This is a genomic window from Fretibacter rubidus, assembly GCF_041429785.1.
GTDB classification, from domain to species: domain Bacteria; phylum Pseudomonadota; class Alphaproteobacteria; order Caulobacterales; family Maricaulaceae; genus Fretibacter; species Fretibacter rubidus.
On sequence record NZ_CP163423.1, the window covers coordinates 1,941,499 to 1,968,130 of the forward strand.

Sequence of the window (26,632 nt, forward strand, 5' to 3'; positions counted from 1 at the left end):
TTAGAACAAGCGCTCTTTCAAACGATCCCAATAGCCGCGCCCGCGTGGTTTTGCCACTTCATCGTTTAGATTCACACCATATTCGGCCAGAAGGTCATAGCTATCTTCATACCAAACGCTGCTGGGGTAGTTATAGCCGAGTACAGAGCCGACAAGCTTGGCTTCTTCCAAAATACCCAGGGTCACATAGCTCTCGACCAGACGGTGCAGCGCTTCTTCGGTCTGTGATGTCGTCTCGTAATTCTTCACGACATTTTTAAAACGCCCAATAGCCGCGAGTTGCTGGTTCTCTTTTTGGTAGAACCGCCCGATGGACATTTCCTTACCCGCCAAGTGATCATGGGTTAGTTCCAGCTTTAGCCGAGCGTCACGTGCATACTCACTATCGGGATAACGGCGCACAACTTGTTGCAATGCCGCTTCGGCGTTCACTGTCGTCGCTTGGTCACGACCAACATCATAAATCTGGTCATAATAGGACATAGCGATCAGGTAATAGGCATATGGCGTGCTCTCATTGCCAGGGTGCAGGCTAATAAAACGCTGGGCAGTAGCCACGGCTTCTTCATAATCGGCAGAACTGTAATTGGCAAAAGCTGTCATCAACATAGACCGCCGCGCCCATTTAGAAAACGGATGTTGGCGTTCTACCTCTTGGAAGAACAATTTCGCGCGGTCAAACTCGCGCTTTTCCATCTGCTCAAAGCCTTCATTATAGATAAGCTCCGCTGGCCGTTCGATATAGGCCAGTTTTTCCTTCTTATCACCGCCCAAAACAGAGCAACCGCTGATAAAAATGACTGTGCCCAAGAGAAGGCTGGTTTTTAAAACTGATGTCGCGCGCATGTCGTCCCGATCCATTGGTCTATTCACGGCCACACAGGGTCGCCGTTAAGAGTCGTGCTAGCCTTCTACACGGCTTTCGCAAGAGGTAAAAGTGAGAATCCCGTTAGTTTCGCAGTGTTGGGCTGGAATATGACAACTATAAACTTGTAAAATAGCAACTAGGCCCGCGCGAGTGTCTGCGCCTCGTGCAGTAGCGCCTCTGGCGTTGGTAGTGTCTCAAACGTCCAGGCCTCTGGGTCGGCCATGAATTTGGTGAGGAGCGCGTGGTTAAGGGCGTGGCCGCCGCGCTCTGTGGTGACTTTCGCGAGGAGCGGCCCCGCAACATAGAGGTCACCCATCAAATCAAGGGCTTTATGGCGGACAAATTCATCAGCATAACGCAGGCCGCCGGGATTAAGCACCTTATCGCCGTCAACGATGACCGCATTATCCAATGAGCCGCCCTTGGACAGCCCCGCTTTTAGCAAGGCGTCAACTTCGTGAACTCGTGCGAAGGTTCGCGCGCTAGCGAGGCGATCTCTGAAAGAGCGCACATCAGGCTCGAAATACAGGCTTTGGCGGCCAATGGCGGCGTCTTCAAAATCAATCGTCACGTCGAGTTTTAAGCGGTCTGAGGGTTCTATGCGGCCAAAGCTATCCCCAAGGCTGAGCTCTACCGCGCGCAGTGCCTTTACATAACGCCGCTGCGCCGGCTGCACGACGAGACCCACTTGCTCGATAAGCTGGAAGAACGGTTCTGCGCTGCCGTCAAGTGCGGGCAGTTCTGGGCCGTCAATCTCAACACGCACATTATCAATTCCTGACGCACAAAGCGCGGCCATAAGATGCTCTATCGTCGCAGCCGTCACACCAGCGGCATTAGAAATCGTGGTGCAATTATGAACTTTGGTCACCGCGTCCGTGCGCACGAAAATCCGGTTATCTCGGTCAGTGATATCTGTGCGGACAAAGACCACGCCTGTGCCTGCTGGCGCAGGTTTCATAACAAGACGCACATGTTGCCCACTATGCAACGCCACACCCGCGCACACAGCTGGCGCGTTTAAGGTTGATTGCCGTTTAACCGGATTGACCTTGGATTTGTTTTGATATGGCACTGGTGTCATTTGGGTCATGGATTGCTTTCTTATACAATCCCTAACACACGGGCTTGTTCCCGCAATAAAAGCCATGTTTCTGTTTGTTACGTCACGTTACAAAGCGGTCATGACGCAGTAGTAAGCTTTCACCCATAAAAAAGCCGTCTTCGGATTATACCAAAGACGGCTTTAAAATCAGGTCGTTAGCGCGCGTTTAGCGGTTGCCGCGACGCAGAAACGCTGGGATTTCCAGCTCTTCGTCATGGTCATCGGCAAACAACTCACCCGTGCGGGTCGAGGCTTGCGGTTCTGCGCGCGGCGTCGGTACAGGTGCAGGTGTTTTTTTCCCGCCAAAGAAGCCAAAAGGAGAGCGCACAACAGAGCGCTTTTCAGGCTTTGGCGCAGGCTGCGCAGCAACAGGCTGAGGCGCAATTGGGCGCGGTGCCACAGGCGCAGGCTGCGGCGCGACAGGCGCTTGGATTTGCGGCGGATAAGGACGCGGCGCTTCATAGTCTGGCGCGCTGACTATAGGGGCGGCTGTTACAGGCATGGGCGGCGGCGTTTGTGCAATCGGGGCAACCGGGGCGGCATTGCGCTCACTAAAGGCTTGGGTATCAACAACATCGTCACGGCTCGGCGTTGGAGCTTCATAACGCGGTGCCTCTGGCGTCTCTACGCGGCGCGGCGGCAACGGCGTTGCGGCCCGCATACCGTCTGAACCAACGCCTGTCGCGACAACAGAAACACGCACAATACCGTCAAGATCTGGGTCAAGCGCAGAGCCAACAATGATATTAGCGTCCTCATCAACTTGACCGCGGATAAGGCTAGCGGCTTCGTCAACTTCAAACAAAGTCAAATCGGACCCACCAGTAATGTTAATCAACACACCGCGCGCACCTTTGAGGGAGACATCGTCAAGCAATGGGTTAGAAATCGCTGATTCGGCGGCTTCAATCGCGCGGCGTTCGCCTGTCGCTTCGCCCGTGCCCATCATGGCCTTGCCCATTTCGTCCATAACCGTGCGGACATCGTTAAAATCGAGGTTGATGAGGCCCGGCACGACCATCAAATCTGTAATACCGCGAACACCAGAGTTCAGCACTTCATCAGCCATCGCAAATGCGTCTGACATTGTTGTTTGTTCTGTTGCAACACGGAACAGGTTCTGGTTCGGGATTGTGATAATAGTATCAACGCACTCAGTCAGCTTGCCAATGCCCTCCTCGGCCAGCTTCATGCGGCGAGAGCCCTCAAACTGAAACGGCTTTGTGATGATGGCAACCGTCAGGATACCGCGTTCGCGGGCTGCGCGCGCGATAACGGGTGCAGCGCCTGTGCCAGTGCCGCCGCCCATACCCGCTGCGACAAACAACATATGCGCGCCGTCTAGGTGTTCCATAATTTCTGGCAAGCTATCTTCAGCGGATTGTTCGCCAACCTCTGGACGCATGCCAGCGCCAAGGCCCTCTGTAATCCCTCCGCCTAGTTGAATGCGTCGATCTGCTTTGGACAGTGCCAAAGCTTGCGCATCTGTATTGGCAACGACAAAATCAACACCGTCTAAGCCTGAATTGATCATGTTATTGACGGCATTACCGCCAGCCCCACCAACGCCAATAACAACGATACGGGGTTTAAGCTCGACAGCTTTCGGCATGGACAAGGAAATAGTCATATGTGGGCCCAACTATAGTTAAGAATCTGTGACTATAGATTTGGGCTAATGTGGTTAAGGCGGTCTTAATAAAGTCAGCAAAACTGTTAATTATTGTCGATATCAGCCCGTCTTTTAGAAATTATCACGAAGCCATTGTAGGGACCGCCCGACAGGGCCGCCGGAGTAACGGCGTTGGCGGTAACGGCGGCCTGATAAATCGGGAGGGCCCGATATGGCTTCGTCAATATCCATAAACTGGGCTTTTAAAATGCCCGTGGCTACAGCGAAATCTGGGCCGTCTATCGTCTCTGGCAAACCAAGCACACCGTTGGGACGTCCAATACGAACGCGTTTGTTAAACACTTGTTCGGCGATTTCTCGCACACCCGTTAAATGCGCGCCGCCGCCTGTTAATACAATGCGCCGCCCCGCATAGACATCAAGCCCAGCGTCCGTCATGCGGTCCCGCAATAGCTCGAATATCTCTTCTGTGCGAGAGCGCACAATGGATGTCAGCAATGATTTTGGGTGGTGATGCAACGTATCTTGCGCGCCCATCGGCGGGCACGGTATATTGACATAATCATCATCAGCCCCGTGCAGCGCAGAGCCGTAAATCGTCTTGATGCGCTCTGCGGCTTCCATCGGTGTGGATAGCCCGCGCGCGACATCATTGGTAATAGACTGCCCGCCCAGCGGGATGGCATCGACATGCACCATGCGGTTATCGCGAAAAATCGCCGACGTCGTAATACCGCCGCCAAGATCAATAACCGTCACGCCTAAGTCTTTTTCATCATCGGTCAGAACTGATAAGCCGGCTGCATAAGGCGACACATGGGCCGATTTTATGCGCAAATGACAGCGTTCTACGCAATGCGCCAAATTCCGCAGCGGCCCGATACCCGCGAGCACAAAGTGCATATCCACCCCGAGTTTAGAGCCAAACATGCCGCGCGGGTCGCGGATGCCGTCTTCGCCGTCGACACTGAAATTAAGCGGAATAGCATGGAGTATGGCGTCCTCTGGCTGCGCGAGTTCTGACAGCGAGCTTTCAATCACACGCGTTAAATCACGGTCAGCCACTTCGCCGCTGGCAAATTCTGTGTGCACTTCCATTTGTTGGGACCGCAGACTGCGGGTCGAGACGTTCACGGATACGGACTGAATGGCCATGCCCGCTTGGCGTTCGGCTTTTTCAACGGCGGTACGAATACCAACCTCTGCTGCGTCCATATCAACGACGACGCCGCCTTTCAGACCCGCGCTCACGCCAAAGCCAGAGCCAATAATACGCACGCCCATATTGCTGTCTTGCTGCCCGATCAGGCAGACGACTTTGTGGCTCCCGATATCAAGAACCGCCGACACATCCGCGCGCTTATGTCCTGACTTTTGGCCCACTTAAGCGCGGTCAGAGGGGCTGGGTGATAAGGTGATACGGTCGGTGAGGCGCAAGTCTATCACCTCAATCTCGCGGTCAAGAATTTGGGTGCGCGATTGCAGCGCGCGCAATTTTGACAGGGCCGCTGCAGGGTTATCCGCTGGCAATTTCACTGTCATCTTATGACCCGACAGAACCAAATTCCAACGCGACTCTGATACATATACGGCCGCATCAACGCGGCCTGCAATATCTGGAAAACGCGACATGAGGCCGTCTAAAGACGCGGCCTGTGTCTGCGCGCCCTGCCCGACAATTAATGGTAAATCTGTGAAATCCATAGGATCAGCATCGTTAATCAGCGCACCGTCCGCGTCCACAACATGCACAATGCCGTCTTTCTGCCAAAGGGCATAAGGGCGGCGTTCAATGATTTGAACAACAATACGGTTTGGCCAAAGGCGGCGCACAAGCGCGTCATCAACCCAACTTAGGCTTTCGACACGGGCTTTGGCGGCTTTTAAATCTGGCGCGAAAAGATACTCGCCTTCGTTCACGCCCAATGCTTGGCGAACGTCATCCTCGCGAAGGCGTCCCTCGCCCATAACGTCAATGCGTTTGACAACAAACCCCATCGCCATCAGGCGGTCCCGTTTCATGTTCTCACCCGCTTGGCGCACATCAGGCAGAACGCCGCCGAGCCAGAGCGCCAGAAAGATTGTGCCAAAAACAGTGATCGCAATACCAGACCAAAAACGCATAGCGGCGGCTTTGGAATAATTGGCTTGGCGGTATTTCGCAGCCATCATATTGCGCGCGCCGCGCAGGTTCGGCTTTAGCGGGCTGACCCGACGATTTGCGTTAAATTTTTTCTGTTTTACCGCGGCCATGAAGCATCCTCAACCATCCAGCGACAAAGCGCCTTAAACGACAGACCCACATGCGCGGCTTGCTCAGGAACAAGAGACGTTGGGGTCATGCCTGGTTGAGTATTAAGCTCAAGCATTACCATTTTGTTTACTATATCGGATTTTTTCGGATTTTTTGACAAATTTCTGTCATCAAATCGAAAGTCAGAGCGCGACACTCCCCGACATCCTAACGCGTTATGGGCGAGTACCGCCCACTCCATCGCTAGCTCCGTCGCAGCGGCAGGGATATTTGCCGGAATTTCATGCACCGACCCGCCCGCGCTATATTTGGCCTCATAATCATACCAATCGGTCTTGGGGACAATCTCTGTCACGCAGAGCGCGCGGCCATCCATGACTGATACAGTCAATTCCCGCCCCGGTGCATATTGCTCGACCATAACCCATTCACCCATTATATTGGCACCCATATCATCATTATCCAGCATCTCTTGCGGCGGCGGAACGCTGGCGTCATGAACGAGGTAAATTCCAACACTAGAGCCTTGGGCATTGGGTTTTATAACATAGGGCACAGGCAAAACATGCGTGCGCGCGGCCTCAGCAATCGGGACAAGCCTATGCGCGGCTACAGTAATACCCGCGTCGCGCATGACGGCTTTGGAGCGGTGCTTATCCATGGCCAGCGCTGATGCCATAACCCCGCTATGGGAATAGGGCTTGCCGTATAAATCCAGCACAGCCTGCACGCGTCCATCCTCGCCCCATTCACCGTGCAGCGCGTTAATGATCACATCGGGCTTAGCAAATATCAGTTGCTCCCACAGGTTCGTGGCAGCATCGATGGGCGTGACGTCGTAACCATCCTCAGATAATGCCGTAATAATCGCCTGACCAGAGACAAGAGAGACCGCACGCTCTGCCGATAGCCCGCCCAATAAAACTGCAATCTTCTGGCTCACGACGCGGATCCTTTGCGACCAATCCGGCGGATTTCCCAGTGCAAGTCGACGCCTTCTGATTGCTTGACTTTCTGCCGCATCGTTTCGCCTAACGTTTCAATATCAGCGGCTGTCGCGTTGCCCATGTTAATCATGAAATTACAATGTTTCTCGCTCATTTGCGCGCCGCCAACGGTAAACCCTCGCCCGCCTGCCGCGTCCACAAGTTGCCAGGCCCCCTTTCCGCCAGACATGGCTGGGTCAGGGTTTTTAAAGGTCGAGCCCCCCGTTTTTTCGCGGATGGGTTGGCTATCTTCGCGCTTGGCCGTGATAGCGTCCATACGAGATTTTATTGCGTTAGGGGCGTCCATCATGCCTTCAAATGTCGCTTGGGTAAAAATCAAATCATCCGCCGCGCCGCAGTGACGGTAGGCATAGTCCATCTCGGACACATCCATGACTTGGCGGCGGCCCCGGCGATCTATCGCGACAATGTTTTTAACGACATCTTTCGTCTCTGCGCCGTAACAGCCTGCGTTCATGCGCAGCGCCCCACCGATTGTGCCCGGAATGCCTGCGTAAAATTCTAGCCCAGCGATGCCCGCTTTGGCGGCAGATTTCGCGAGCTTTTGATCAAGGCACGCCGCCCCCGCTGTGATGCGCGTGCCCTTCACGCTAACCTGTCCAAATTGCGGACCAAGGCGAATGACAACCCCTGCAACACCGCCGTCGCGCACCAGTGTGTTAGATGCCACACCCAGCACTTGCACAGAAATATCATCAGGCGTGGCGGACAAAAAATGCGCCAAGTCCGCTTCATCCGCTGGCATGAAAAACGCATCCGCCGCCCCGCCCACACGAAACCACGTATAAGGCGCCAGCGGCACATTAAAAGAGAGCTTGCCGCGCACAGGTGGGAGTATCTCATGCAAATTAATCAAGGGCTTTTGCTTTTCCATAAGGATAAATACGCAAAAGAGCTGTTGCGATTACCGCAATAGATATCGGCCAAAGCGCAGCATCAAAAGCGCTGCCAAGCTTCATTGTAATAGTTGAGCCGTCTTGCGAAATTACGCCTATAATGATGCCGAGGGCATCTAGAACATTCAAAATAATAACGAATATGAGTAGATATCGCATTTACGCCCCCTTCAACCCGTCTTCTAATTCTGCGGCCCAATAGGTGATGTCACCTGCGCCTAGCAGCACGACGAGATCACCGGGTTCAAGATTAGGCTTTAGCGTTGCGGCGAGGTTATCACGCGTTATGGGTTGTGCGGATTTGTGGCCGTGAGACGTTAAGCCGAGCGCGAGGTCGGGGCCGGAGATGCCTTCAATCGGTTTCTCACCCGCCGCAAAAACATCCGCGACATAGACAGCGTCGGCGTCGTTAAAGCATTTACAGAAATCTTCAAAAAGGTCACGCAGGCGCGAATATCGGTGGGGTTGCACCACGGCGTGAACACGGCCCCGGCTGACTTGGCGGGCAGCTTGTAGCACGGCTTTAATCTCTACAGGGTGGTGGCCGTAATCATCAATGATTGTGACCCCGTTCCAATCGCCGACATGGGTAAAGCGGCGCTTGACCCCGCCGAAGCTATCAAGACCTTTGCGCACTTGCGCCTCTGTGATGCCGAGCTCTTTGGACACCGCAATGGCAGACACCATATTGAGCGTATTATGCTTGCCCGCCATCGGCAGGAACAGGTTATTCCAGCGGGTTTCTTCGCCCTCTTTGTCGCGAAAAATCACATCAAAACGTGACCCTGTCGCCTCCAGCTCTAGGTTTTCGGCGCGCACATCGGCCTGCGGACTAAAGCCGTAGGTCACGACACGGCGGTCGGTGACGCGAGAGCGCAGCGCTTGGACTTCGGGATGGTCGATACATAATACTGCAAAGCCGTAAAACGGCAGGTTCTCGATGAAATTATCAAAGGCATCGCGCAGCGTGTCAAAATCCTTGTAATGCTCCATATGCTCTGGGTCGATATTGGTGACGACCGCCACAGTCGATAGCAGCTTAAGAAAAGACCCGTCGCTTTCGTCCGCCTCAACGACCATCCAATCGCCCGCGCCAAGTTTAGCGTTAGAGCCGTAAGCATTAATAATGCCGCCATTGATCACAGTCGGGTCAAGACCGCCGCCTTCCATAAGGGCCGCCATCATTGTCGTCGTCGTCGTCTTGCCGTGGGTGCCCGCAATGGCCACCGCCCATTTTAGGCGCATAAGTTCAGCCAGCATTTCGGCACGCCGCACAACTGGAATAGAGCGCGCGCGCGCCTCGACCAACTCGACGTTATCAGGCTTAATCGCTGATGACATAACAATCGCACCAGCGCCCACGACTTGCTCGGCCTTTTGGCCAATATAAATGGTCGCGCCCAACTTGCGCAATCGCGCGACATTTGGGTTTTCACGCATGTCAGAGCCTTGAACCGTGTAGCCCAAATTGAGCATCACTTCGGCGATGCCCGACATACCGATACCGCCAATACCGACAAAGTGAATGGCCCCAGGTTCAAACGGCAATTTCGTGCTAGGCGCATTGGCAGGGGCCGTTGCAGGCATGGTAGCAGGAGCAGTGGGGGACATATGAAACCCTTGGTTATTTTTGGGCGGCGTCAGCCACCAATTCTGCCAATTTGGACGCGGCATCGGGGCGGGCCGTAAGACGGGCCGAAGCGCTTGCCGATTGTAACCAGTGCGAATCATTCAGTCTCTCCATCAAAGTAGTTTTTACACCCTCTGCGGTAAACTGGGATTCAGGCAAAATATCGGCGGCGTCATGACCTTTTAACGTCTGCGCGTTGACGGTTTGATGGTCATCCATTGCAATCGCTAGCGGCACCAGCAGTGACGGCTTTCCCATCACAGCGATTTCTGACACAGACGACGCCCCTGCCCGCGCTATAACGTAATGCGCTTTGGCCAGATGCTGTTCAATGTCAGTAAAGAACGGAGCACAAGTCGCGCGCACGCCGCACGCCTTATAAATATCTTTCGCGGCGTCCATATATTCTTCGCGGGTTTGTTGCACCACGACCAATCGTTTTTGAAGCGCTGTCGGCAAGAGTGCAATTGCTGCGGGCACGGTTTCTGATACGATTTTTGCACCAAGGCTACCGCCGACAATCAGCAAATAGATATCGCCACCATCATCAGGCGCGAAATAATCACGCGGAACTGCGCGCATAATTTGACCACGAAGCGGGTTGCCCGTCCAAATATGATTGGTACCTTTGGGCGCGCGTGTCAGCAGCTCAAAGCCTGACGCCACAGCGTGCGCTTTGGCCGCAAAGGCGCGGTTAACGCGCCCCAAAACGGCGTTTTGTTCATGCAAGATTATGGGGATACCCAGTGACCGCGCCGCGCGCATAGCGGGGAATGCGGCATAACCGCCAAAGCCAACGGCGACATCGGGGCGAAACTGCTGCATATACATTTTTGATTTCACAACACCTTTGGCGAGCTTAAACGCGCCGCCAGCCGCTTTGAGAGGGCGGCGCATAGAAATAGAGGCGGCCTCCACGTCAATGATCGGACTTGCCGGAATATTGCCCGCATGTTTGCGTCCGCGCTCATCCGTAATCATGGCGACATTCCAACCCGCGTGGTGCAGGTTTTCAGCCAAGGCTTGCGCGGGAAACATATGACCACCTGTGCCGCCAGCGGCGATTAACACTTTGCGCATGTCAGTCCCCATATCCATAAGCACCCGGACGTTGCCGCGTGAAGGCGAGTATCAATCCCGCTGTAAAACACAACGCCAACATAGACGAGCCACCATAACTTATAAACGGTAAGGTCATGCCCTTCGGCGGGGCCATGTTAAGGTTCACAAACAGATTAATGATAATCTGCATCCCAACCATGGTCGCAAGACCCGCCACGGCTAGCTGGCAAAAATAATCATTCAGCCGCAGCGCATTGCGAAAGGCGCGCAGCACAAACCCCGCCAGTAGCGCAATCAATAGCAGCGAAATCAGAAAGCCAAATTCTTCTACCGTGGCGGCGAAAATAAAATCGGTATGAATATCGGGGACAGAGTGTTTGACCGTGCCTTCGCCCGGGCCACGCCCCAATAGACCGCCATTTGCGATAGCTTCCAAGGCTTTGTCGGTTTGGTAAGTGTCAGATGTTTCAGGGTTTAAAAATCGCTGAACCCGGTCACGCACATGGTCGAGCGTCAGATAGGCGCCGAGAAAGCCAAAGCCTGAGACGGTGACAAGGAACAACATCCAGCCGAGAGACAGCCCCGCGAAAAAGAATACCGCCCCAAAGCTAAGCGTCAGCAAAAACGATTGCCCAAAATCAGGCTGCATGAGCAGAAGTCCAATAAGGACGATATAGGCCGCAAAAACAATGCCCACAGCAGGGAGCTTTGGGTCGCGTTTTTTCATCGCAAACATCCATGCGGCAAAGACAATAAAGGCGGGCTTCGCAAATTCAGAGGGCTGTAATCCAAATGGCCCAAAGCGGATCCACCGTGTTGCACCTTTGACCTCATATCCCAGAACAGGTAACGCCGCCATGGCGAGGATGCCGCCAATTAATGTCAATATCGCGATACGCCGCGCAAATAATGGCCCCAAAATAGAGATAACAATCGCCCCGAATAAACCAAGCGCCGCAAAGACAGAATGACGATAAAGAAAATAAAATGGATTGCCATATTCCAATCGTGCAGAAGCTGCTGGCGAAGCCCCCATCGACAAAATCAATCCCGCAGCGATTAGGCAAATTAGTAATCCCAATGTGACCTGATCAACACTGCGCCACCATTCAAAGATGGGGGAGCGGTTTGTCCGTGCAGGTCTGATGCTAGCGCTAATCATGCCGCGCTCGTGTCATTCGACTTAGACTTTAATTGCGCAGCGTTAATTTCGCGCTGAAACAGGGCAATTATGTCACCTGATTTGCTACGGAAAACATCACCGCGCGACTCGAAATCTTTGAACTGATCAAAACTTGCACAGGCAGGGGACAAAAGGATAATTGGGTTAGGTTTTTTTGACGCTAGCGCATCTTTGGTCGCGCAAATAATGGCCGTCTCTAGATAATCAGACACTTTGCAACTGACCTTATTCGTCTTCAGCGTTTTCGCAAATGCCTCCCCCGCTTCGCCGATAAGGTAAGCACGGGTGACGTTGCTAAAGAGATCAGACAGCCCTTCAATGCCGCCCTTCTTCGCAACGCCACCCGCAATCCAGTATATATTCTCATAGGCGGCCAAGGCTTGCCGCGCTGCGTCGCCGTTGGTCGCCTTGCTGTCGTTTACATAGCGCACAGGGCCGACCATTCCGACGGACTCCATACGGTGCGCAAGACCCGGGAAGGACAGGATTGCAGGACCAATCTCTTTAGCTTTCAGCCCCAAAGCCTGAACGGCGGCGTATGCTGCGGCGGCATTTTGCCAGTTATGAGTGCCTTCCAATGTCTGCGCGCGTGTCAAATCGGCGACTTCTGTGACGCTGCGGCCAACGGCGCAGTACAGCTTTCCTTTTATAACCGTGGCACCATGTGCGAGCGACTTGCGACCAGAAATAGGCACAATACGGCGGCCATTTTTAGCTTTCATCATGGTGCAAACGCGCTTGCCCGTTGGGTCATCCACACCAATCACGGCCGTGTCTTTGTCTGTTTGATTGTTAAAGATATTCAGCTTAGCCGCTTCATAGCCCGCCATATCGCCGTGACGGTCCAGATGATCAGGCGAAAGATTTAGAAATACCGCGACATCAGCATGAAGGCTCGGCGCGCGTTCAAGTTGATAAGACGATAGCTCCAAAACATAAATCATGCCCGCATGCATACGGTCCAAGTCTAAAACGCCGCGACCGATATTGCCGCCAATTTGAACCGCACGGTTACAACGTTCCAAGATATGACCGATTAAAGTCGTCGTGGTGCTTTTGCCATTTGTGCCTGTAATGGCGATAATTTTGGGGCGGTTATCTGGCGCGCGCGCCGCAATCTCGCGGGCAAAAATTTCAATGTCACAGATGATGGGCGTGTCTGACGCCTCGGCCCGCTGGGCTGTCCAATGCGGCTTTGGCAGTTTATGCGGCACACCGGGGGACAGAACGAGGGCAGAAAAATCAGACCAATCCGCTTTCGTTAAATCCGTCAAGGTCACACCTTCACTGGCCGCTTGTTCGCGGGCAGCATCGCGGTCATCCCAGGCATGAACACGCGCACCGCCAGCGGCGAGCGATTTCGCTGCCGTTAATCCCGTCCGGCCAAGGCCAAATACGGCGACGTCTTGCCCTTTGAATGTTGCTGCCTTGATCATAATATTACCGCAGTTTCAATGTGGAAAGTCCGACCAGCGCGAGGATAATCGCGATAATCCAGAACCGAATAACGATGGTGGGCTCGGCCCAGCCTTTTTTCTCAAAATGGTGGTGAATGGGCGCCATACGAAAAACGCGCTTGCCCGTCAGTTTAAACGAGGCGACTTGGACGATGACCGACACGGCCTCTAACACAAACAGGCCGCCAATAATGGCCAGCACAATTTCATGCTTTACCGCGACCGCCGTCACGCCGAGCGCACCGCCCAGCGATAACGATCCCGTATCGCCCATAAACACCATGGCTGGCGGCGCATTATACCAAAGAAAGCCAAGCCCCGCGCCAATAATAGCGCCGAGAAACACAGTCAGTTCCCCCGCCCCTGGCACGGACGGCACGCCGAGATAACCAGAGAAGACAGCATTACCAACGATATAGGCGATAAAGGCGAAGCTTGCCGCTGCAATCATAACAGGCACAATCGCAAGGCCGTCGAGACCATCAGTCAGGTTCACAGCATTGGACGCCCCGACAATGACAAGACAACCAAAGGGAATGAAAAATAAACCCAAGTTCAAGGTGAAATCTTTCAAGAACGGGATAGCGAGACCCGTCTGAAATCCGTCCGCCGTTTGCGGATACGCCCCCATTAAAAAATAGACCGCTACGGCCGCGATACCAAATTCCAACACGAGCTTAATCTTGCCACTAAAGCCTTTGGGATTTTGACGAGAGACTTTGAGGTAATCATCATAAAAGCCGATAAGACCAAAGCTCATTGTCACAAGCAAAACCACCCAAACAAAGGTGTTGCTAAGATCTGCCCATAACAGCGTTGAAATCACAATGGACAGGAGTATCAGCAAACCGCCCATCGTCGGCGTTCCGGCCTTTTTGATGATATGACCTTCAGGGCCGTCTTCGCGAATGGGCTGGCCTTTGCCTTGTTTTGCGCGCAGCATATCGATAATGCGCGGCCCCAGGATAAAAGCCACCAACATAGAGGTCAGTATCGCGCCACCCGTACGGAAGGTTAAATAATTAAATAGATTGAAAATTTGATACTCATCCGCATATGGCGCCAACAATTCATAGAGCATTACGCGTCCCCCGATTTAATGATTGCGTCGACCAATTTTGATAAGCCGACACTATTGGACCCTTTAACGAGGACCACGTCCCCGTCGATTAATTCTGCGCTTAAAGCATCCAATGCCGCCGCCCAATCGGCCGTCCATGCGCCGCGCATTTTTTGCGGCATAGCCCCGCGTAGCGCGCGCATGCATTCCCCTGTAACAATGACCCGCGCAACACCTGCGGCCTCTAACGGCTCGGTTAAAGCGGCGTGCATGGCAAGCTCGTCTTTACCCAGCTCAAACATGTCGCCCAGCACGGCCAATTTACGACCAGCTTGCGCGCCTAGAACGGCAATTGCTGCCGCCATAGAGGTTGGGTTGGCATTGTAACTATCGTCAATGACCGTGACCGATTTGCCATCAATTGAGATGTTATGCACCGCCCCGCGTCCCGCTGTCGCGCCAATATCTTCTAGGCGCTGTGCCGCTATATCTAAGTCCAAATCCAAAGCATGAATAACGGCCAAGCAAGCGGCAGCGTTGGACACCCAATGCTTCCCCGCCACGTTCAAAGTGACATCAACAGATTGCGTACCGATTTGCGCCGTCAACGTGCTCCCATCGGCATGGGTTTCTGACGTTATGACATGAACATCTGCCGCAGCATCACGACCGAAAGTAATGTAATTAATTCTGTTTTTATCAGCCTGCGCTTTGATATGCGGCGTGTATTGATTATCCGCGTTCAAGATTAAAACGCCTCTGGGCTTAAGGCCTAACATAATCTCGGCTTTCGCATCGGCAATGGCTTTTACATTTTCAAAATGCGCCAAATGGGCTGGGGCAACGGTTGTAATCAGCGCCACATCGGGCATCACAATTTTAGAGAGCTGTGTCAGCTCCCCCGCATGGTTCATGCCCGTCTCGAACACGCCAAATTCTGTCTCTTTGGCCATATTGGCAAGCGTCAGCGGCACGCCCCAATGATTATTATAAGATTTGATTGATTTATGCGTCGGGCCATATCCCGCCAAGATATGCGCAAGCGCATCTTTTACCGATGTCTTGCCGACACTGCCGGTGACTGCAATACGTTTGGCACGACTGCGTTGACGCGCGTAAGCCGCCATACCGTGTAGCGCCAAAATCGTTTCATCCACAATAAGTGCGGGCGTGTCTTCGTTCTGGCGTTCTGACATTATTGCGCCAGCACCGTTTTCTCTCGCGCCGTCAATAAAATCATGACCATCACGCGCGTCTTTTAGCGGCACGAACATTTCGCCAGGCTTTAACGACCGACTATCAATTGATACCCCCGTCACAGACCAATCCCCAATGGCGCGACCATCGGTGGCAATTGCGGCATCTTCTGCTGTCCATAACGGCGCCTTAGTCATGACCACCTGCCTTGAGCGCGGCTTTCGCGACCTCTACATCGGAAAATGGAATGACGGTCTTGCCAACAATCTGCCCTTGCTCATGCCCTTTGCCAGCAATGACTAAACAATCATCGGCGCGCAGCATATCAATGCCCGCCTTAATCGCCGCCGCGCGATCACCAATTTCGGTCGCGTCAGGACAGCCTTTTAAAACGGCTTTGCGGATGCTGGCGGCATCCTCTGTGCGCGGGTTATCATCTGTCACAATCGCCACATCGGCGAGCTTTGCCGCCACAGCGCCCATCTTGGCTCGCTTATCAGGGTCACGGTCACCGCCGCAGCCAAAGACAATAATAATCCGCCCCATTGTGTGCGGCCGCACAGAGCGCAGCAATTTATCTAGGCCGTCCTCTGTATGGGCGAAATCAACAAATATCGGCGCGCCGTCTTTGGTTTGGCCCGCCCGCTCCATCCGGCCCGCAACACCGCGCAAATGCCCAAGTGCCTTAACCGCTACATCCGTCTCCACGCCCGTCACCATGGCAAGGCCCAGCGCAGAAACCGCATTCAGCACCTGAAACTCTCCCGCAAGCGGTAACTCAATTGTGTAACGTTTGCCGTGAACCACTAGGCTTAAAACCTGGCTGGCGGCACGCGGCATAACCTCGTCAATGCGGATATCCTCGCCCGTCCAACCGACACGCATGACATGTTGCCCGCGCGCCTTACATGTTACGGCTAAACGCTGGCCATAGTCATCATTGACGTTAATCACAACAGGGGCGTCTGCAGGGGTCAGTTCAGTAAACAGCCGCGCTTTGGTTTGGAAATAATCTTCCATACCGTCGTGATAATCAAAGTGGTCTTGGCTTAGATTTGAAAAGCCAGAGGCCGTGATTTTAACAGCGTCCAAACGAGATTGATCAAGACCATGACTGGATGCCTCCATCGCGCCATGTGTCACGCCTTCATCCGCCAAATCAGACAGTGTTTTATGTAGCGCGACAGCGTCGGGCGTCGTGTGTGTCATAGGACGATACCCGCTGGGGGCCTCAACGCCTAATGTGCCGAAACACGCCGCTTCTTTGCCCGCATAGGCCCAAATTTGGCGCAGGAAATCAACCGTGCTGCTTTTACCGTTCGTGCCTGTCATCGCGACCAGAACCTCTGGCTGCCCCGGATAAAGACGCGCCGCCATTTGAGCGTAAATAAGGCGCGGCTCATCAACACCGATATAAGGCACAGCCATTTGCGGCAGACCTTTGGTCGAGACTATAGCAGCCGCCCCGGCCTCTAGCGCTGCATCAATATAATCCCGCCCATCGGCCAAAGTGCCGGGCAAGGCCGCAAATAAAGCCCCCGGCTTAACCTGACGGCTATCCGCTGTGATCATTGAAATCTCAACGTCATTTTCTTGCGGGATTTGGGTTAATTGCGAGAGCTTCACCGGTAAGCCTCCTGCGCGGGATATCCTTTTTGAGCCATAGCCGCGTCCAAGCGCTCTATAGCTAACATCGGCGCAATGCGCTCGACGACGTCCTTGGTCGTTTTGGCCGCGTTCCACCCTGCCCCGCGGTAACCCCAGTCACCCTCGACCGTTTGCGGGCTGTCATAGGTTATCATCACAACGTAGCGCGGGTCAGCATATGGAAAGCCAGAAATAAATGAGGTAACAATATCGCCTTTATCATCATAGCCACCAACACCTGGCTTATCCGCTGTGCCTGTTTTCCCCATGACGCCGTAACCTGATGCGCGTGCATTACGGCCTGTACCGTCGGTCACAACATAACGCATCATATCGCGCACGTGTTTGGCTGTACTGTCAGATAGCACACGGCGGCTAGCGACAGGATTGGCCGCGTCGCGTTTCAAAATTGTTGGGGTCACGTAAAGACCACCGTTCATCAAAGGCGCACTTGCCACAGCCAGCGCAAGCGGCGTGACAGCGATACCGTGACCGTAGGACACAGTTACCGTCGTTAAATCAATCCAACGGTTTTGCACTTGCGGCCGCGCGGATTCGTAAAGCTCATAAGGCACACGGTCAAATAAGCCAAAATCGCGCAGCATTTGCTTTTGCGCGTCCGCTCCCGCTCGCAAGGCCAGCATTGCCGTGCCGCGATTAGAGCTTTGCGATAGAATTTCTGGCATCGCCAAAGGGACTTTGGACGGGTGGTCATCACGGATGAATTTATTGGTCACTTTGAACGGTTTTTGCACGGGGAATTTTTCGGTCAGTGTTGATGTTTGCGTTTCTAGCGCCAAAGCCATGGTGATGGGCTTGAACACGGACCCTAATTCATAAGTGGACATTGCGGCGTGATTAAAACGAGACTCTGTCGAAGCTGTGGCAGGCGCGTTGGGATCAAATTCAGGCACACTCGCCATGGCGATAATCTCGCCCGTTTTCATATCCATGACGACACCAGCGGCTGATTTGGCGCTGTAACGCTCTATCCCGTGCATTAAGCTATCTGCTACGGCATATTGAACCCGCATATCAATCGACAGCGCTTTCGCTGGCGCATTGGGTTTTGACAGCTCTTCATGAAAGGCGCGCTCTGCCCCAGCAAGGCCGACCATGCCCACATCAGCATAACCCACAATATGTGACGCCAGCGTTCCGCGCGGATAAACGCGCTTGGGTTCTTGGCGAAACCCAAGACCCGGTTGGCCTAGCGCAAAAACTGCTTGTCGTTCCTTAGGCGTCAGCCCGCGGGCAATCCACTCGAAATTTTTCTTTGACCCTAAATGCTCGACCAGTTCTGCACGGTCGAGCTCTGGCAGCACAGATAGCAGCGCATCGGCCGTCTCTTCGACGTTCCAGACAATATGCGGCTCGGCATAGAGCGAGTAAGTCAAAAGCGTGGTCGCAAGAACTTCGCCGTTGCGGTCTGTAATATCGGCGCGCGTCGTGGTAATGGCTTGCGGCAGAGTAGAGCCAGCAGGCTTTGGACCAAAGATACTCGTCTCCGCTAGGCGCAGCACGATAAGAACAATCATGATAGCAAAAGCCACCACGCCGATGCGTATACGAATACGCCCCTCTGACACAGCTTGAAACTCGTCATCTGCGACGGTGACATGCTGCACATTACGGCGACTGTAGGACGGGTCAGTCATGAGACACCTCCTCATTCGCTGCGGCCTCTAATGGCACTTCACGCAATGGGAAGCGAATAGCAATATCTTCAATCCGAAGCATCTGATCCGTTGTCGTCGGCGCAAGGCCAAGATGGTCGCTGGATAGGCGACCTAGTCGTTCGGGACTTTCCAAATGAGCGATTTCAGCATGAAGCACCGTAATAGCGGCCTCTTGAACGGCAATCTGGCGCGCGAGTTGATTGGCATCTTGGCGCGCTGATTGTGCGCGTGTTTTGACATAATAAAGCGCAACCATCAGCGCGATACCGAGCAGCAGCAACAAGAACCATGTCAACCGCCGCGCGGCGTCCGCCTGGGTTTGGTAACGGACACTCATGCTGCCCACCGAATGTCGTGAACGGACGGCACTTTGGGCAGCAGTGTTTCGTCTTGATTATACATCGGCGCATCTGTGCGGATTGCGCAGCGAAGCTTAGCCGAGCGGGACCGAGGATTCTCAGTAACTTCAGACGCGGACGGCTTGACCACTGCACGGCGCGGCACATCAAAACTGGGGCGCACATCACTGCGAATAATTTCAGGCGCGTAACGAGACCCACCCGACACTTCACCCGCACGACGGCGAAAGAACGATTTCACTATACGGTCTTCGAGCGAATGAAATGTCACCACAATCAACCGCCCGCCAGGTTTTAAAATGGCTTCCGCCGCACATAATCCGCGGTAAAGCTCGCCCAACTCATCATTGACAAAAATCCGTAGCGCTTGGAACACGCGCGTCGCAGGATGGGTTTTACCGCCCTTCCCACCGGGTCTTCCAACCGTTTTTTCAATCAAGTCTGCCAGCGCGTCAGTGGTGATAATATCGCCATCTTCGCGCGCGCGTAAAATCGCGCTAGCAATACGGCCCGCTTGGCGTTCTTCGCCGTAGGTTTTAAAAATATTGGCCAGTTCCCCATGCCCGAGTTGATTAACCGCCATCGCCGCCGTCGGCCCGTCCGGCCCCATGCGCATATCAAGCGGACCAGACCGCATGAAACTAAAGCCGCGCGCCGCCTGATCCAGCTGCATAGAGGACACACCAATATCGAGCACAACCGCGTCGACAGGTGGGAGATCAACACCGTCCATGAGAGAGAACGGCGTTTGAATGAGTTTAAACCGCCCATCATAGTCATGCGATAGTGCGTCCGCACGAGCACGCACATTTATGTCACGGTCTAGCCCGATGACGCGGCAGTTCGCAGCTTTTAAAAATGCCTCACTATAGCCGCCATAGCCAAATGTACCGTCCACATAAACCTCGCCGTCACGCGGCGCCAAATGAGCCATGACCTCTGGCAACATCACGGGATAGTGCGGACGTGCATCTACGGCGGTGATATCGCTCATGACGTGCCGCCCATGGGGTTAATAGGTTTTAGCAAGTGACGGTTTTCCGCCACAAGCTTACGCATATTGGCCACGCGCGCTTCATGCGCGTCAGGGGCCCAAATTTCAAAACGGTCGCCAAGGCCGACGAATGTGATGCGCCCGTTAAAACCAAAATTATCGGCCAAATCCTGCGGGATGGACACGCGCCCCCCGCTATCAAAAGATAGGCGGCGGCTTTCCCCAAACAGGGCATTTTCCATCGCGTCACGTTTAGGGTCAAAATAATCAATGGCGTTGATAGAGGCACGGTAGGCGTTAAACAAAACTTCACCGCCGCCTTCTAAACATTGCCCGTCAAAGCTGGGCCGTACGATGATGCCGTCAAACGGCTCTATTCCCGCCAGCCTGACGCTCTCTGGCTGGGCGGCAATGAGGGCCGCGTTTTGCGCCGCAATAACCGCGCGGAAATCGGACGGGACAGAAACCCGACCTTTCGCATCACGGTTATTGGTGGTGGTCGACATGAACACAGCAGAATTTCCCCTTAAAGCCCCTCACCGAGCTCCACTATGGGATAACACGCGTCTTTATGGGATACAATGGGAAATAATGCCTCTTAAGCGAAAATTAAGTATAAAAAATGGGATTGAGACGCACAAAAGCCCGAAAAACTAATACAAACCATGAACAAATGGGCGCGCCAATGGGATAGCCTGCCCCCAGCTTATTCACAGCCTTGCCCACAGAGTTATCCACAGGGCGGAATTTGCACAGTTTCAAAGGGCCTAATAGCGCCGTGCAAATTGAGCTAAAACCGCAATGCCCGAAGGCTTTCAAGTAACTTTGGGCCTATCCGCGCTCCCGCTGGCTATTGCCGCTTTTCATTCTCGTGTTTAAACATGCCCTGCAACGAAAAGGATAATACCATCCCAAAGCCAATGTCTATCAAAGAGACCGATCTCTACGCGCCCATCAAGGCGCATTTTGTTTCTATGGGATACGCCGTGAAAGGCGAAGTCGGGGCGGCGGATATGGTGGCGATGCCGGTGTCCGGCGATGGTGACCCGATTGTGATTGAACTTAAGACGGGTTTTACTCTGTCGTTATTTCATCAAGCCATTAACCGCCAATCGATGACAGACAGCGTCTATATCGCCGTACCGCATAAAGCGGGCAAAACAGCGCTTAAATCAATGCGGCGCAATAAAATGCTGTGTCGGCGGCTTTGCATTGGGCTTATCACTGTGCGCTTGCCCGAGGGCCGGGTGGTTGTACATACCGAGCCCAAACCCTTCACACCGCGCAAAATAAAGGCCCGCAAGACCAAACTTATCGCAGAATTTGAAAGCCGTCACGGCGACCCAAACACAGGCGGCATGACAACAGAGGGCTTGATGACATCCTACCGCCAAGGCGCGTTGCGATGCGCGAAAGTCCTGCACGATGAAGGCGCATGCAAGGCATCCTATGTTGCCAAAATGGCCGGGTTTGACAAGGCCCGCACCGCCATGGCCGCAAACCATTACGGCTGGTTTGAAAAAATAGACCGCGGCATCTACGGCCTCACCCCCGAAGGCGCAAAAGCGCTAGAGGAACACGCCGATGAAGTCGCGTCTATGATGTGATGCTAGAAGACAAGACAACCACATAAAAAGACGCACCTAATTGCGTCTTTTGGTGCAATCTGGCGACCACCAAGGTCGCGAAATACTTTATTGGTTTCTGGGCTGACTAGGATAACTTTGAGATAAGAAACCACGCCAATCCGCCCCACAAAACGAGTTGTCCAATCATACAAGGTGGGCAGAGTGATCGCTTTTTCATGACAACCAACAAAAAACAAAGAACTCAAGAACCAAGATCGTTAAAGCGCAGGTAATCTGAACGATAACTGTCCATAAAACACAAACAACATTTACAATCCAATGCCAAGCGATACAAACCCACGTAAAGAAGATGTTCCACCCAGTACAAAGCCAGCGAAATAACCGAATCCAAGACCTGCACCGCTCTTGACGTACGCGTCGCCTTTCGCGGCAACGGCGAACCCTTTCACGGCGCTCTTCAGCACAAACCCGCCGGGTTTCCCTAACATATCGTAAACACTGCTCTCGCCATCGTTGAAATCGTTGGCAAACCAGAGTCATTCCGTTCGGCAAAAGCAATTTTAGAACAAAGCCTGTAAGCAATATTATTGCAATAATCCAACCCCAAAACGGGATAGCACTTAACGTTGATATCCATTCCATTTTATCCTCCATAAATATCTAAGATATTTGGAAGATAACTAGTTGCGCCGATAATGGCTGTGATGGCCATCACGCAGAGGAAAAAGCGCCCCAACGGGACGCTTCTTCAGTTGATTGTTTATAGGGACACCCTACCGATCAAATTTCACGAACTTTAGTTTCTTGGGCATGTCGGCGTCGGGGCCGAGGCGGCGCTTTTTGTCTTCGATGTAATCCGCAAAGTTGCCTTCAAACCATTCGACATGGCTATCGCCTTCATAGGCCAGGATATGGGTCGCCACGCGGTCAAGGAAGAACCGGTCATGAGAAATAACCACGGCACAGCCTGGGAATTTTTCCAGCGCAACCTCGAGTGACGCGAGTGTTTCGCGGTCCAAATCGTTCGTCGGTTCATCAAGTAACAAAAGGTTCGCGGGCTTGGTCAACATTTTCGCGAGGTTCACACGGTTACGTTCCCCGCCAGACAACTGCCCAACATTTTTCTGCTGATCCGTGCCTTTGAAATTAAACGAGCCAACATAGGCGCGCGACGGCACTTCGCGTTTGCCCATCACGATAATATCAAGACCGTCGGAAATGGCTTCCCAAATGTTTTTTGACGGGTCGAGGGCTGCGCGGTTTTGATCGACATAACCAAGCTCGACCGTCTCGCCGACTTTGAAGGTGCCTTCATCGGGCTTTTCTTCGCCCGTTATCATTTTAAACAGAGTCGTTTTACCCGCACCATTAGGGCCGATAACGCCGACGATACCGCCGCGCGGAAGCTTGAAAGACAAATCTTTGATCAGCAGCTTGTCACCAAAACCTTTGGAGACATTATTGGCTTCGACAACGATGTTACCAAGCCGCTCGCCCATTGGGATACGAATTTCAGCATGTGACACAACTTCCTTATCGGCTTCGTCGCGCAGATTTTCATAGGCGGAAATACGGGCTTTTGACTTGGCTTGGCGCGCTTTGGGATTAGAGCGGATCCATTCCAGCTCGCGCTTTAACGCCTTTGTCTTACTATCACCCTCGCGGCCTTCTTGATCCATGCGTTTGGCTTTGGCCGCCAGCCAGCTTGAATAATTGCCTTCGTGAGGAATGCCGCGACCGCGGTCAATTTCTAGCGTCCAGCCCGTGATGTTATCAAGGAAGTAACGGTCATGGGTAATGAGGATAATCGCGCCCTGATATTTAATGAGGTAGTTTTCCAGCCACGCCACAGTTTCAGCGTCCAAGTGGTTGGTCGGTTCATCAAGTAACATCAAATCAGGCTTTGACAACAACAATTGGCACAGCGCCACGCGGCGGGCTTCACCGCCCGACAGCGTGTCAACGGGATTATCCTTGGGCGGGCAGCGCAACGCCTGCATCGCCATTTCAATTTTACTGTCAATATCCCACGCATCATGCGCGTCGACTTTTTCTTGAAGGGCCGTCATCTCCTCCATTAATTCATCTGTGTATTCTTCGGCCATTTTGGCGGCAACGGCGTTATAAGAATCAAAGATGGCTTTGTCCTCGCACCCTTCAATGACATTGCCCCAAACATCTTTGTCTTTATTCAGATGCGGTTCCTGCGGAAGGTAGCCCACTTTGACGCCCTCTGCCGCCCAATGCTCGCCCGTGACTTCGGTATCAACACCCGCCATGACTTTCATAAGGGTCGATTTACCCGCGCCGTTCACACCGACAAGGCCAATTTTGGCGTCGGGATAGAAAGATAAATGCACATTATCCAGGATAGTCTTATTGCCGAACTTCTTCGTTAGGCCTTGCATATGGTAACAGAATTGACGGGCCATGACGGGCGCTCCAGTAAAGGGTAGTTTTACCGCGCGATATGCGGGGATTGCGCCCAAATTTCAAGCCCCGTAGCTTAGTTTTAATTAGCTTTGTCTGTTCTATACGATCTCATCAGGGGCAAGGGTGTCGGGGAAGGTGTCACCCTCATCGATTGGTTTTGTCGTTGCCAGCAAATAAAGGTGCATGATCATCAAGCCACCGATGAAGATTGACGCTAATATCAATATAAAGTCATCAAACCCCATCACAGGCATCTCTATGTCGCGAACCATACCGAACATGTCACCAATAATGAAACCCACTAAAATAGTACCAAAACCATAGAGCAAGACTTGAAAGGCGAAGGCCATAGATTGGTGCTTGCGTCCTCGTTCCCATTCATCAAGATATTTATCACGCGCCCAGAAACGGTTCACAAATTTTGTAAAACACAGACAAAAGAAGCACCCCATTGTGAATATCAACGCGAGTACGGCAGGTATGGTTAGCGCCACCGGTATCACATCCGTTCTCATCGCGAGAAAAATAGGCACGGCTAGAAAACTCAGTACCGTCAATATTTTTATGTCACGCAAAGCCCGCGTCGTCATTTGTTTTTCGGTCAGTTTGAATGTCTCTGCATACCATTTCAACATTGTCGTCTCCTTCTTTATTTTACTCTGCTGCGCGCTTGGCCGCAGCCAGTTCTTCGGCGAGTGTTTTGAACGGGCGCGGGCTAAACGCCATATCAATTGGCACGTCGAAATATTCTGCCAATTTAAACGCCAGCTCCAGCGAGGCATTGTAATCCCCGCGTTCCAAATAGCCGATGGTTTGAAAGTTTACGCCCACAGCATCCGCCAGTTCTTTGCGAGACAGGCCTTTTTCAGTGCGTAACATTTTAATGCGATTATAAATCATATTGTTGTATATATACAACAAATATTGATATGTCAACAACCACAGCAACACATTAAAAATCGAAGATTTTATTTACAGGTGATGTCGGCCTTAAATAGGCCTTTAAGAGAAACAGCGCTGACATTGCCCTGCCCGCATTTATCAATCGCAGCCTCTGGCACGATCTGTGTCTCGTAATACATATCAGCAGCGAGCGTGGCCGCCATTGCGAGAACAATAACGACCGCCCAACGCATGAAAGACTTCCGACTGATTCGCATCTTGCCCGTCTATATACCTAAGAGCGGTTGCAATAGTCGACCAATCGCCGATTGCATTTTCAGCTTACCCTGCGTCATCACAAGGCAAATACAATCTTCGCCCGCCTCAATCTCTGGTGCGTGGCTGTTGTCATTATAAGCAACATGTAGATCACCGCGCGTAAAGCGTTGTCCGTTGACACGGTAACCGCCCTTTAAAATCAATGTCCATTCTTCGCCGTTGTGATCATGTTCGGGCATTTTCATGCCCGCTTTTACCTTCATCAAATATAGCCGGTCACCGTCATAGGCACGATCACCGACAATATCATGGGTCGCAACACCTGGGATAAAAGACCGCCATTTCATATCACGCAGACCATGGCCCAAAATATCACGCAAGGTTGGCGGTGCCATGGATAGTCGCGGATTTTGGTTATCATTGCGACTAATCACGCCCGCTCTCACCTCTGGCAAAGCGGCCAGAACATTGCCGATAAATTCGGGGGTTAGCGATCGCGAATGGGGGCTATCCATCATCAAAGACGCTGAGACCTCTTCTGTAAAAGCAATCTCTTGGGCGATATCAGGCGAAATTTCGGATTGACACACCAACATTAGATGCTTGGCCACGCTAAGGCGACCATTTGCAAAATCATCAAGACTGTCAACGGCTGTAGAGGGCGAACGTAGGGCGGACATGGTCATATCCCCCTCACGTCTTTTTCATATTGGCTTGTAGCGTTTGGATCGCACTTCGAATACGGGTCTTGACCGTGCCAAGCGGCAGGCCAGTCTCCTCGGAAATTTCTTTATGCGTTTTAAATTCGATAAAGGCCATGCGGATGGCATCTTGCTGATTTTGGTTCAGCCGCGCAATTTGAGCATGCAGCATCTCAGCGTCTTGATCATTGATAAAATGATCTTCGGCAGACGGCACTTCGTCATCGGCAATAATTTTCATCAATTCAGGATCACGTACATCCATGCGGCCATGTTTACGTTTATGGTCAATCCAACGGTTACGCGTCATGCGGTAAACCCATGTCGCAAAGCTGGCCTTGGACGGATCAAACAATTCGGCCCGGGTCCAGACCTTGATCATGACGTCTTGAATAATATCCTCGGCCGTGCCAGACCCAACACCGCGCGCCATCAACCAGCCCTTTAATTTAGGCCCGTAAACTTCAAATAAATCAGACAACGCTTTGGCGTCTTGCTTTGTTGCAATATCGCTCAGCCAGATTGCATCACGCTTGGCTGCGCTTAAACTTTTTTGTGATACGACGTATCCCCCGCGCCGTATAACTCCACTCTCTTCCATACTGATCCCGTCCTCTCTAAAATGAGGTCTATCATCAGTATGAAGGGTTTCTACTGCAAAGGCCATTGAAAACTCCCATTGTCACGAAGTCGTTAAATACACTACGTGACAGTCGG

Annotated in this window: 26 protein-coding genes; 1 reads left to right on the plus strand and 25 read right to left on the minus strand. The window is 52.8% G+C overall.

Going from position 1 to position 26,632, the window contains the following annotated elements; genetic code table 11:
* The 19 genes from AB6B37_RS09050 to AB6B37_RS09140 form a co-directional block, all read right to left on the minus strand.
* Positions 1-861 (minus strand): outer membrane protein assembly factor BamD, encoded by an 861-nt coding sequence (locus tag AB6B37_RS09050; protein ID WP_371395446.1) that lies wholly within the window; start codon positions 859-861, stop codon positions 1-3.
* A 143-nt stretch (positions 862-1,004) separates the two neighbouring features.
* Complete coding sequence (gene lpxC, locus AB6B37_RS09055; RefSeq protein WP_371395447.1) at positions 1,005-1,961, minus strand: UDP-3-O-acyl-N-acetylglucosamine deacetylase; 957 nt, start codon at positions 1,959-1,961, stop codon at positions 1,005-1,007.
* Positions 1,962-2,139: 178 nt separating this feature from the next.
* Complete coding sequence (gene ftsZ / locus AB6B37_RS09060) at positions 2,140-3,603, minus strand: cell division protein FtsZ (protein WP_371395448.1); 1,464 nt, start codon at positions 3,601-3,603, stop codon at positions 2,140-2,142.
* Between the two features lie 114 nt (positions 3,604-3,717).
* Positions 3,718-4,956 carry a cell division protein FtsA gene (gene ftsA / locus AB6B37_RS09065; RefSeq protein WP_371395450.1) on the minus strand — a complete coding sequence of 413 codons (1,239 nt, stop codon included), beginning with the start codon at positions 4,954-4,956 and terminating at the stop codon, positions 3,718-3,720.
* A 33-nt stretch (positions 4,957-4,989) separates the two neighbouring features.
* On the minus strand, positions 4,990-5,859 hold the full coding sequence (locus AB6B37_RS09070) for a cell division protein FtsQ/DivIB (RefSeq protein WP_371395451.1): 870 nt from the start codon (positions 5,857-5,859) through the stop codon (positions 4,990-4,992).
* Positions 5,847-6,803 carry a D-alanine--D-alanine ligase gene (locus AB6B37_RS09075; RefSeq protein WP_371395453.1) on the minus strand — a complete coding sequence of 319 codons (957 nt, stop codon included), beginning with the start codon at positions 6,801-6,803 and terminating at the stop codon, positions 5,847-5,849. The genes AB6B37_RS09070 and AB6B37_RS09075 overlap by 13 nt, the downstream gene beginning before the upstream one ends.
* On the minus strand, positions 6,800-7,741 hold the full coding sequence (murB, locus tag AB6B37_RS09080) for a UDP-N-acetylmuramate dehydrogenase (protein ID WP_371395454.1): 942 nt from the start codon (positions 7,739-7,741) through the stop codon (positions 6,800-6,802). Before murB ends, AB6B37_RS09075 begins: the two co-directional genes overlap by 4 nt.
* Positions 7,716-7,922, minus strand: coding sequence for a hypothetical protein (locus AB6B37_RS09085; RefSeq protein WP_371395455.1), 207 nt, complete (start codon positions 7,920-7,922; stop codon positions 7,716-7,718). The genes murB and AB6B37_RS09085 overlap by 26 nt, the downstream gene beginning before the upstream one ends.
* The gene (gene murC / locus AB6B37_RS09090; protein WP_371398440.1) at positions 7,923-9,350 is read right to left on the minus strand and encodes a UDP-N-acetylmuramate--L-alanine ligase; all 1,428 of its coding nucleotides are present in this window, start codon (positions 9,348-9,350) and stop codon (positions 7,923-7,925) included.
* Between the two features lie 37 nt (positions 9,351-9,387).
* Entirely contained in the window at positions 9,388-10,473 is a 1,086-nt protein-coding gene (murG, locus tag AB6B37_RS09095; protein ID WP_371395456.1) for an undecaprenyldiphospho-muramoylpentapeptide beta-N-acetylglucosaminyltransferase, read from the minus strand.
* A gap of 1 nt (position 10,474) precedes the next feature.
* Positions 10,475-11,617, minus strand: coding sequence for an FtsW/RodA/SpoVE family cell cycle protein (locus AB6B37_RS09100; RefSeq protein WP_371395457.1), 1,143 nt, complete (start codon positions 11,615-11,617; stop codon positions 10,475-10,477).
* Positions 11,614-13,074, minus strand: a complete 1,461-nt coding sequence (gene murD, locus AB6B37_RS09105) for a UDP-N-acetylmuramoyl-L-alanine--D-glutamate ligase (RefSeq protein ID WP_371395458.1) — start codon at positions 13,072-13,074, stop codon at positions 11,614-11,616. Before murD ends, AB6B37_RS09100 begins: the two co-directional genes overlap by 4 nt.
* 4 nt (positions 13,075-13,078) lie before the next feature.
* Complete coding sequence (gene mraY, locus AB6B37_RS09110; RefSeq protein WP_371395459.1) at positions 13,079-14,176, minus strand: phospho-N-acetylmuramoyl-pentapeptide-transferase; 1,098 nt, start codon at positions 14,174-14,176, stop codon at positions 13,079-13,081.
* The gene (murF, locus tag AB6B37_RS09115) at positions 14,176-15,549 is read right to left on the minus strand and encodes a UDP-N-acetylmuramoyl-tripeptide--D-alanyl-D-alanine ligase (protein ID WP_371395460.1); all 1,374 of its coding nucleotides are present in this window, start codon (positions 15,547-15,549) and stop codon (positions 14,176-14,178) included. The genes mraY and murF overlap by 1 nt, the downstream gene beginning before the upstream one ends.
* A complete protein-coding gene (locus AB6B37_RS09120; protein ID WP_371395461.1) occupies positions 15,542-16,978 on the minus strand; it encodes a UDP-N-acetylmuramoyl-L-alanyl-D-glutamate--2,6-diaminopimelate ligase in 1,437 nt (478 codons plus the stop codon). Before AB6B37_RS09120 ends, murF begins: the two co-directional genes overlap by 8 nt.
* Positions 16,975-18,657 (minus strand): peptidoglycan D,D-transpeptidase FtsI family protein, encoded by a 1,683-nt coding sequence (locus AB6B37_RS09125; protein ID WP_371395462.1) that lies wholly within the window; start codon positions 18,655-18,657, stop codon positions 16,975-16,977. Before AB6B37_RS09125 ends, AB6B37_RS09120 begins: the two co-directional genes overlap by 4 nt.
* The gene (locus AB6B37_RS09130; RefSeq protein ID WP_371395463.1) at positions 18,650-19,015 is read right to left on the minus strand and encodes a hypothetical protein; all 366 of its coding nucleotides are present in this window, start codon (positions 19,013-19,015) and stop codon (positions 18,650-18,652) included. The genes AB6B37_RS09125 and AB6B37_RS09130 overlap by 8 nt, the downstream gene beginning before the upstream one ends.
* Positions 19,012-20,031 (minus strand): 16S rRNA (cytosine(1402)-N(4))-methyltransferase RsmH, encoded by a 1,020-nt coding sequence (gene rsmH, locus AB6B37_RS09135; protein ID WP_371395464.1) that lies wholly within the window; start codon positions 20,029-20,031, stop codon positions 19,012-19,014. The genes AB6B37_RS09130 and rsmH overlap by 4 nt, the downstream gene beginning before the upstream one ends.
* Entirely contained in the window at positions 20,028-20,537 is a 510-nt protein-coding gene (locus AB6B37_RS09140) for a division/cell wall cluster transcriptional repressor MraZ (protein ID WP_371395465.1), read from the minus strand. Before AB6B37_RS09140 ends, rsmH begins: the two co-directional genes overlap by 4 nt.
* A 414-nt stretch (positions 20,538-20,951) precedes the next feature.
* Between AB6B37_RS09140 and AB6B37_RS09145 the strand changes: the two genes are divergently transcribed.
* Positions 20,952-21,638 (plus strand): DUF2161 domain-containing phosphodiesterase, encoded by a 687-nt coding sequence (locus AB6B37_RS09145; RefSeq protein ID WP_371395466.1) that lies wholly within the window; start codon positions 20,952-20,954, stop codon positions 21,636-21,638.
* 755 nt (positions 21,639-22,393) lie between these two features.
* Here the strand turns inward: AB6B37_RS09145 and ettA are convergent.
* The 6 genes from ettA to AB6B37_RS09175 form a co-directional block, all read right to left on the minus strand.
* Positions 22,394-24,052, minus strand: coding sequence for an energy-dependent translational throttle protein EttA (ettA, locus tag AB6B37_RS09150; protein WP_371395467.1), 1,659 nt, complete (start codon positions 24,050-24,052; stop codon positions 22,394-22,396).
* A 99-nt stretch (positions 24,053-24,151) separates the two neighbouring features.
* Positions 24,152-24,688: a hypothetical protein gene (locus AB6B37_RS09155; protein ID WP_371395468.1), complete on the minus strand. Its 537-nt coding sequence runs from the start codon at positions 24,686-24,688 to the stop codon at positions 24,152-24,154.
* A 19-nt stretch (positions 24,689-24,707) separates the two neighbouring features.
* The gene (locus AB6B37_RS09160; protein ID WP_371395469.1) at positions 24,708-24,932 is read right to left on the minus strand and encodes a helix-turn-helix transcriptional regulator; all 225 of its coding nucleotides are present in this window, start codon (positions 24,930-24,932) and stop codon (positions 24,708-24,710) included.
* Between the two features lie 89 nt (positions 24,933-25,021).
* Complete coding sequence (locus AB6B37_RS09165) at positions 25,022-25,189, minus strand: hypothetical protein (RefSeq protein WP_371395470.1); 168 nt, start codon at positions 25,187-25,189, stop codon at positions 25,022-25,024.
* 33 nt (positions 25,190-25,222) lie between these two features.
* Positions 25,223-25,900, minus strand: coding sequence for a cupin domain-containing protein (locus AB6B37_RS09170; protein WP_371395471.1), 678 nt, complete (start codon positions 25,898-25,900; stop codon positions 25,223-25,225).
* 7 nt (positions 25,901-25,907) lie between these two features.
* Complete coding sequence (locus AB6B37_RS09175; protein ID WP_371395472.1) at positions 25,908-26,582, minus strand: RNA polymerase sigma factor; 675 nt, start codon at positions 26,580-26,582, stop codon at positions 25,908-25,910.
* Positions 26,583-26,632: the final 50 nt, after the last annotated feature.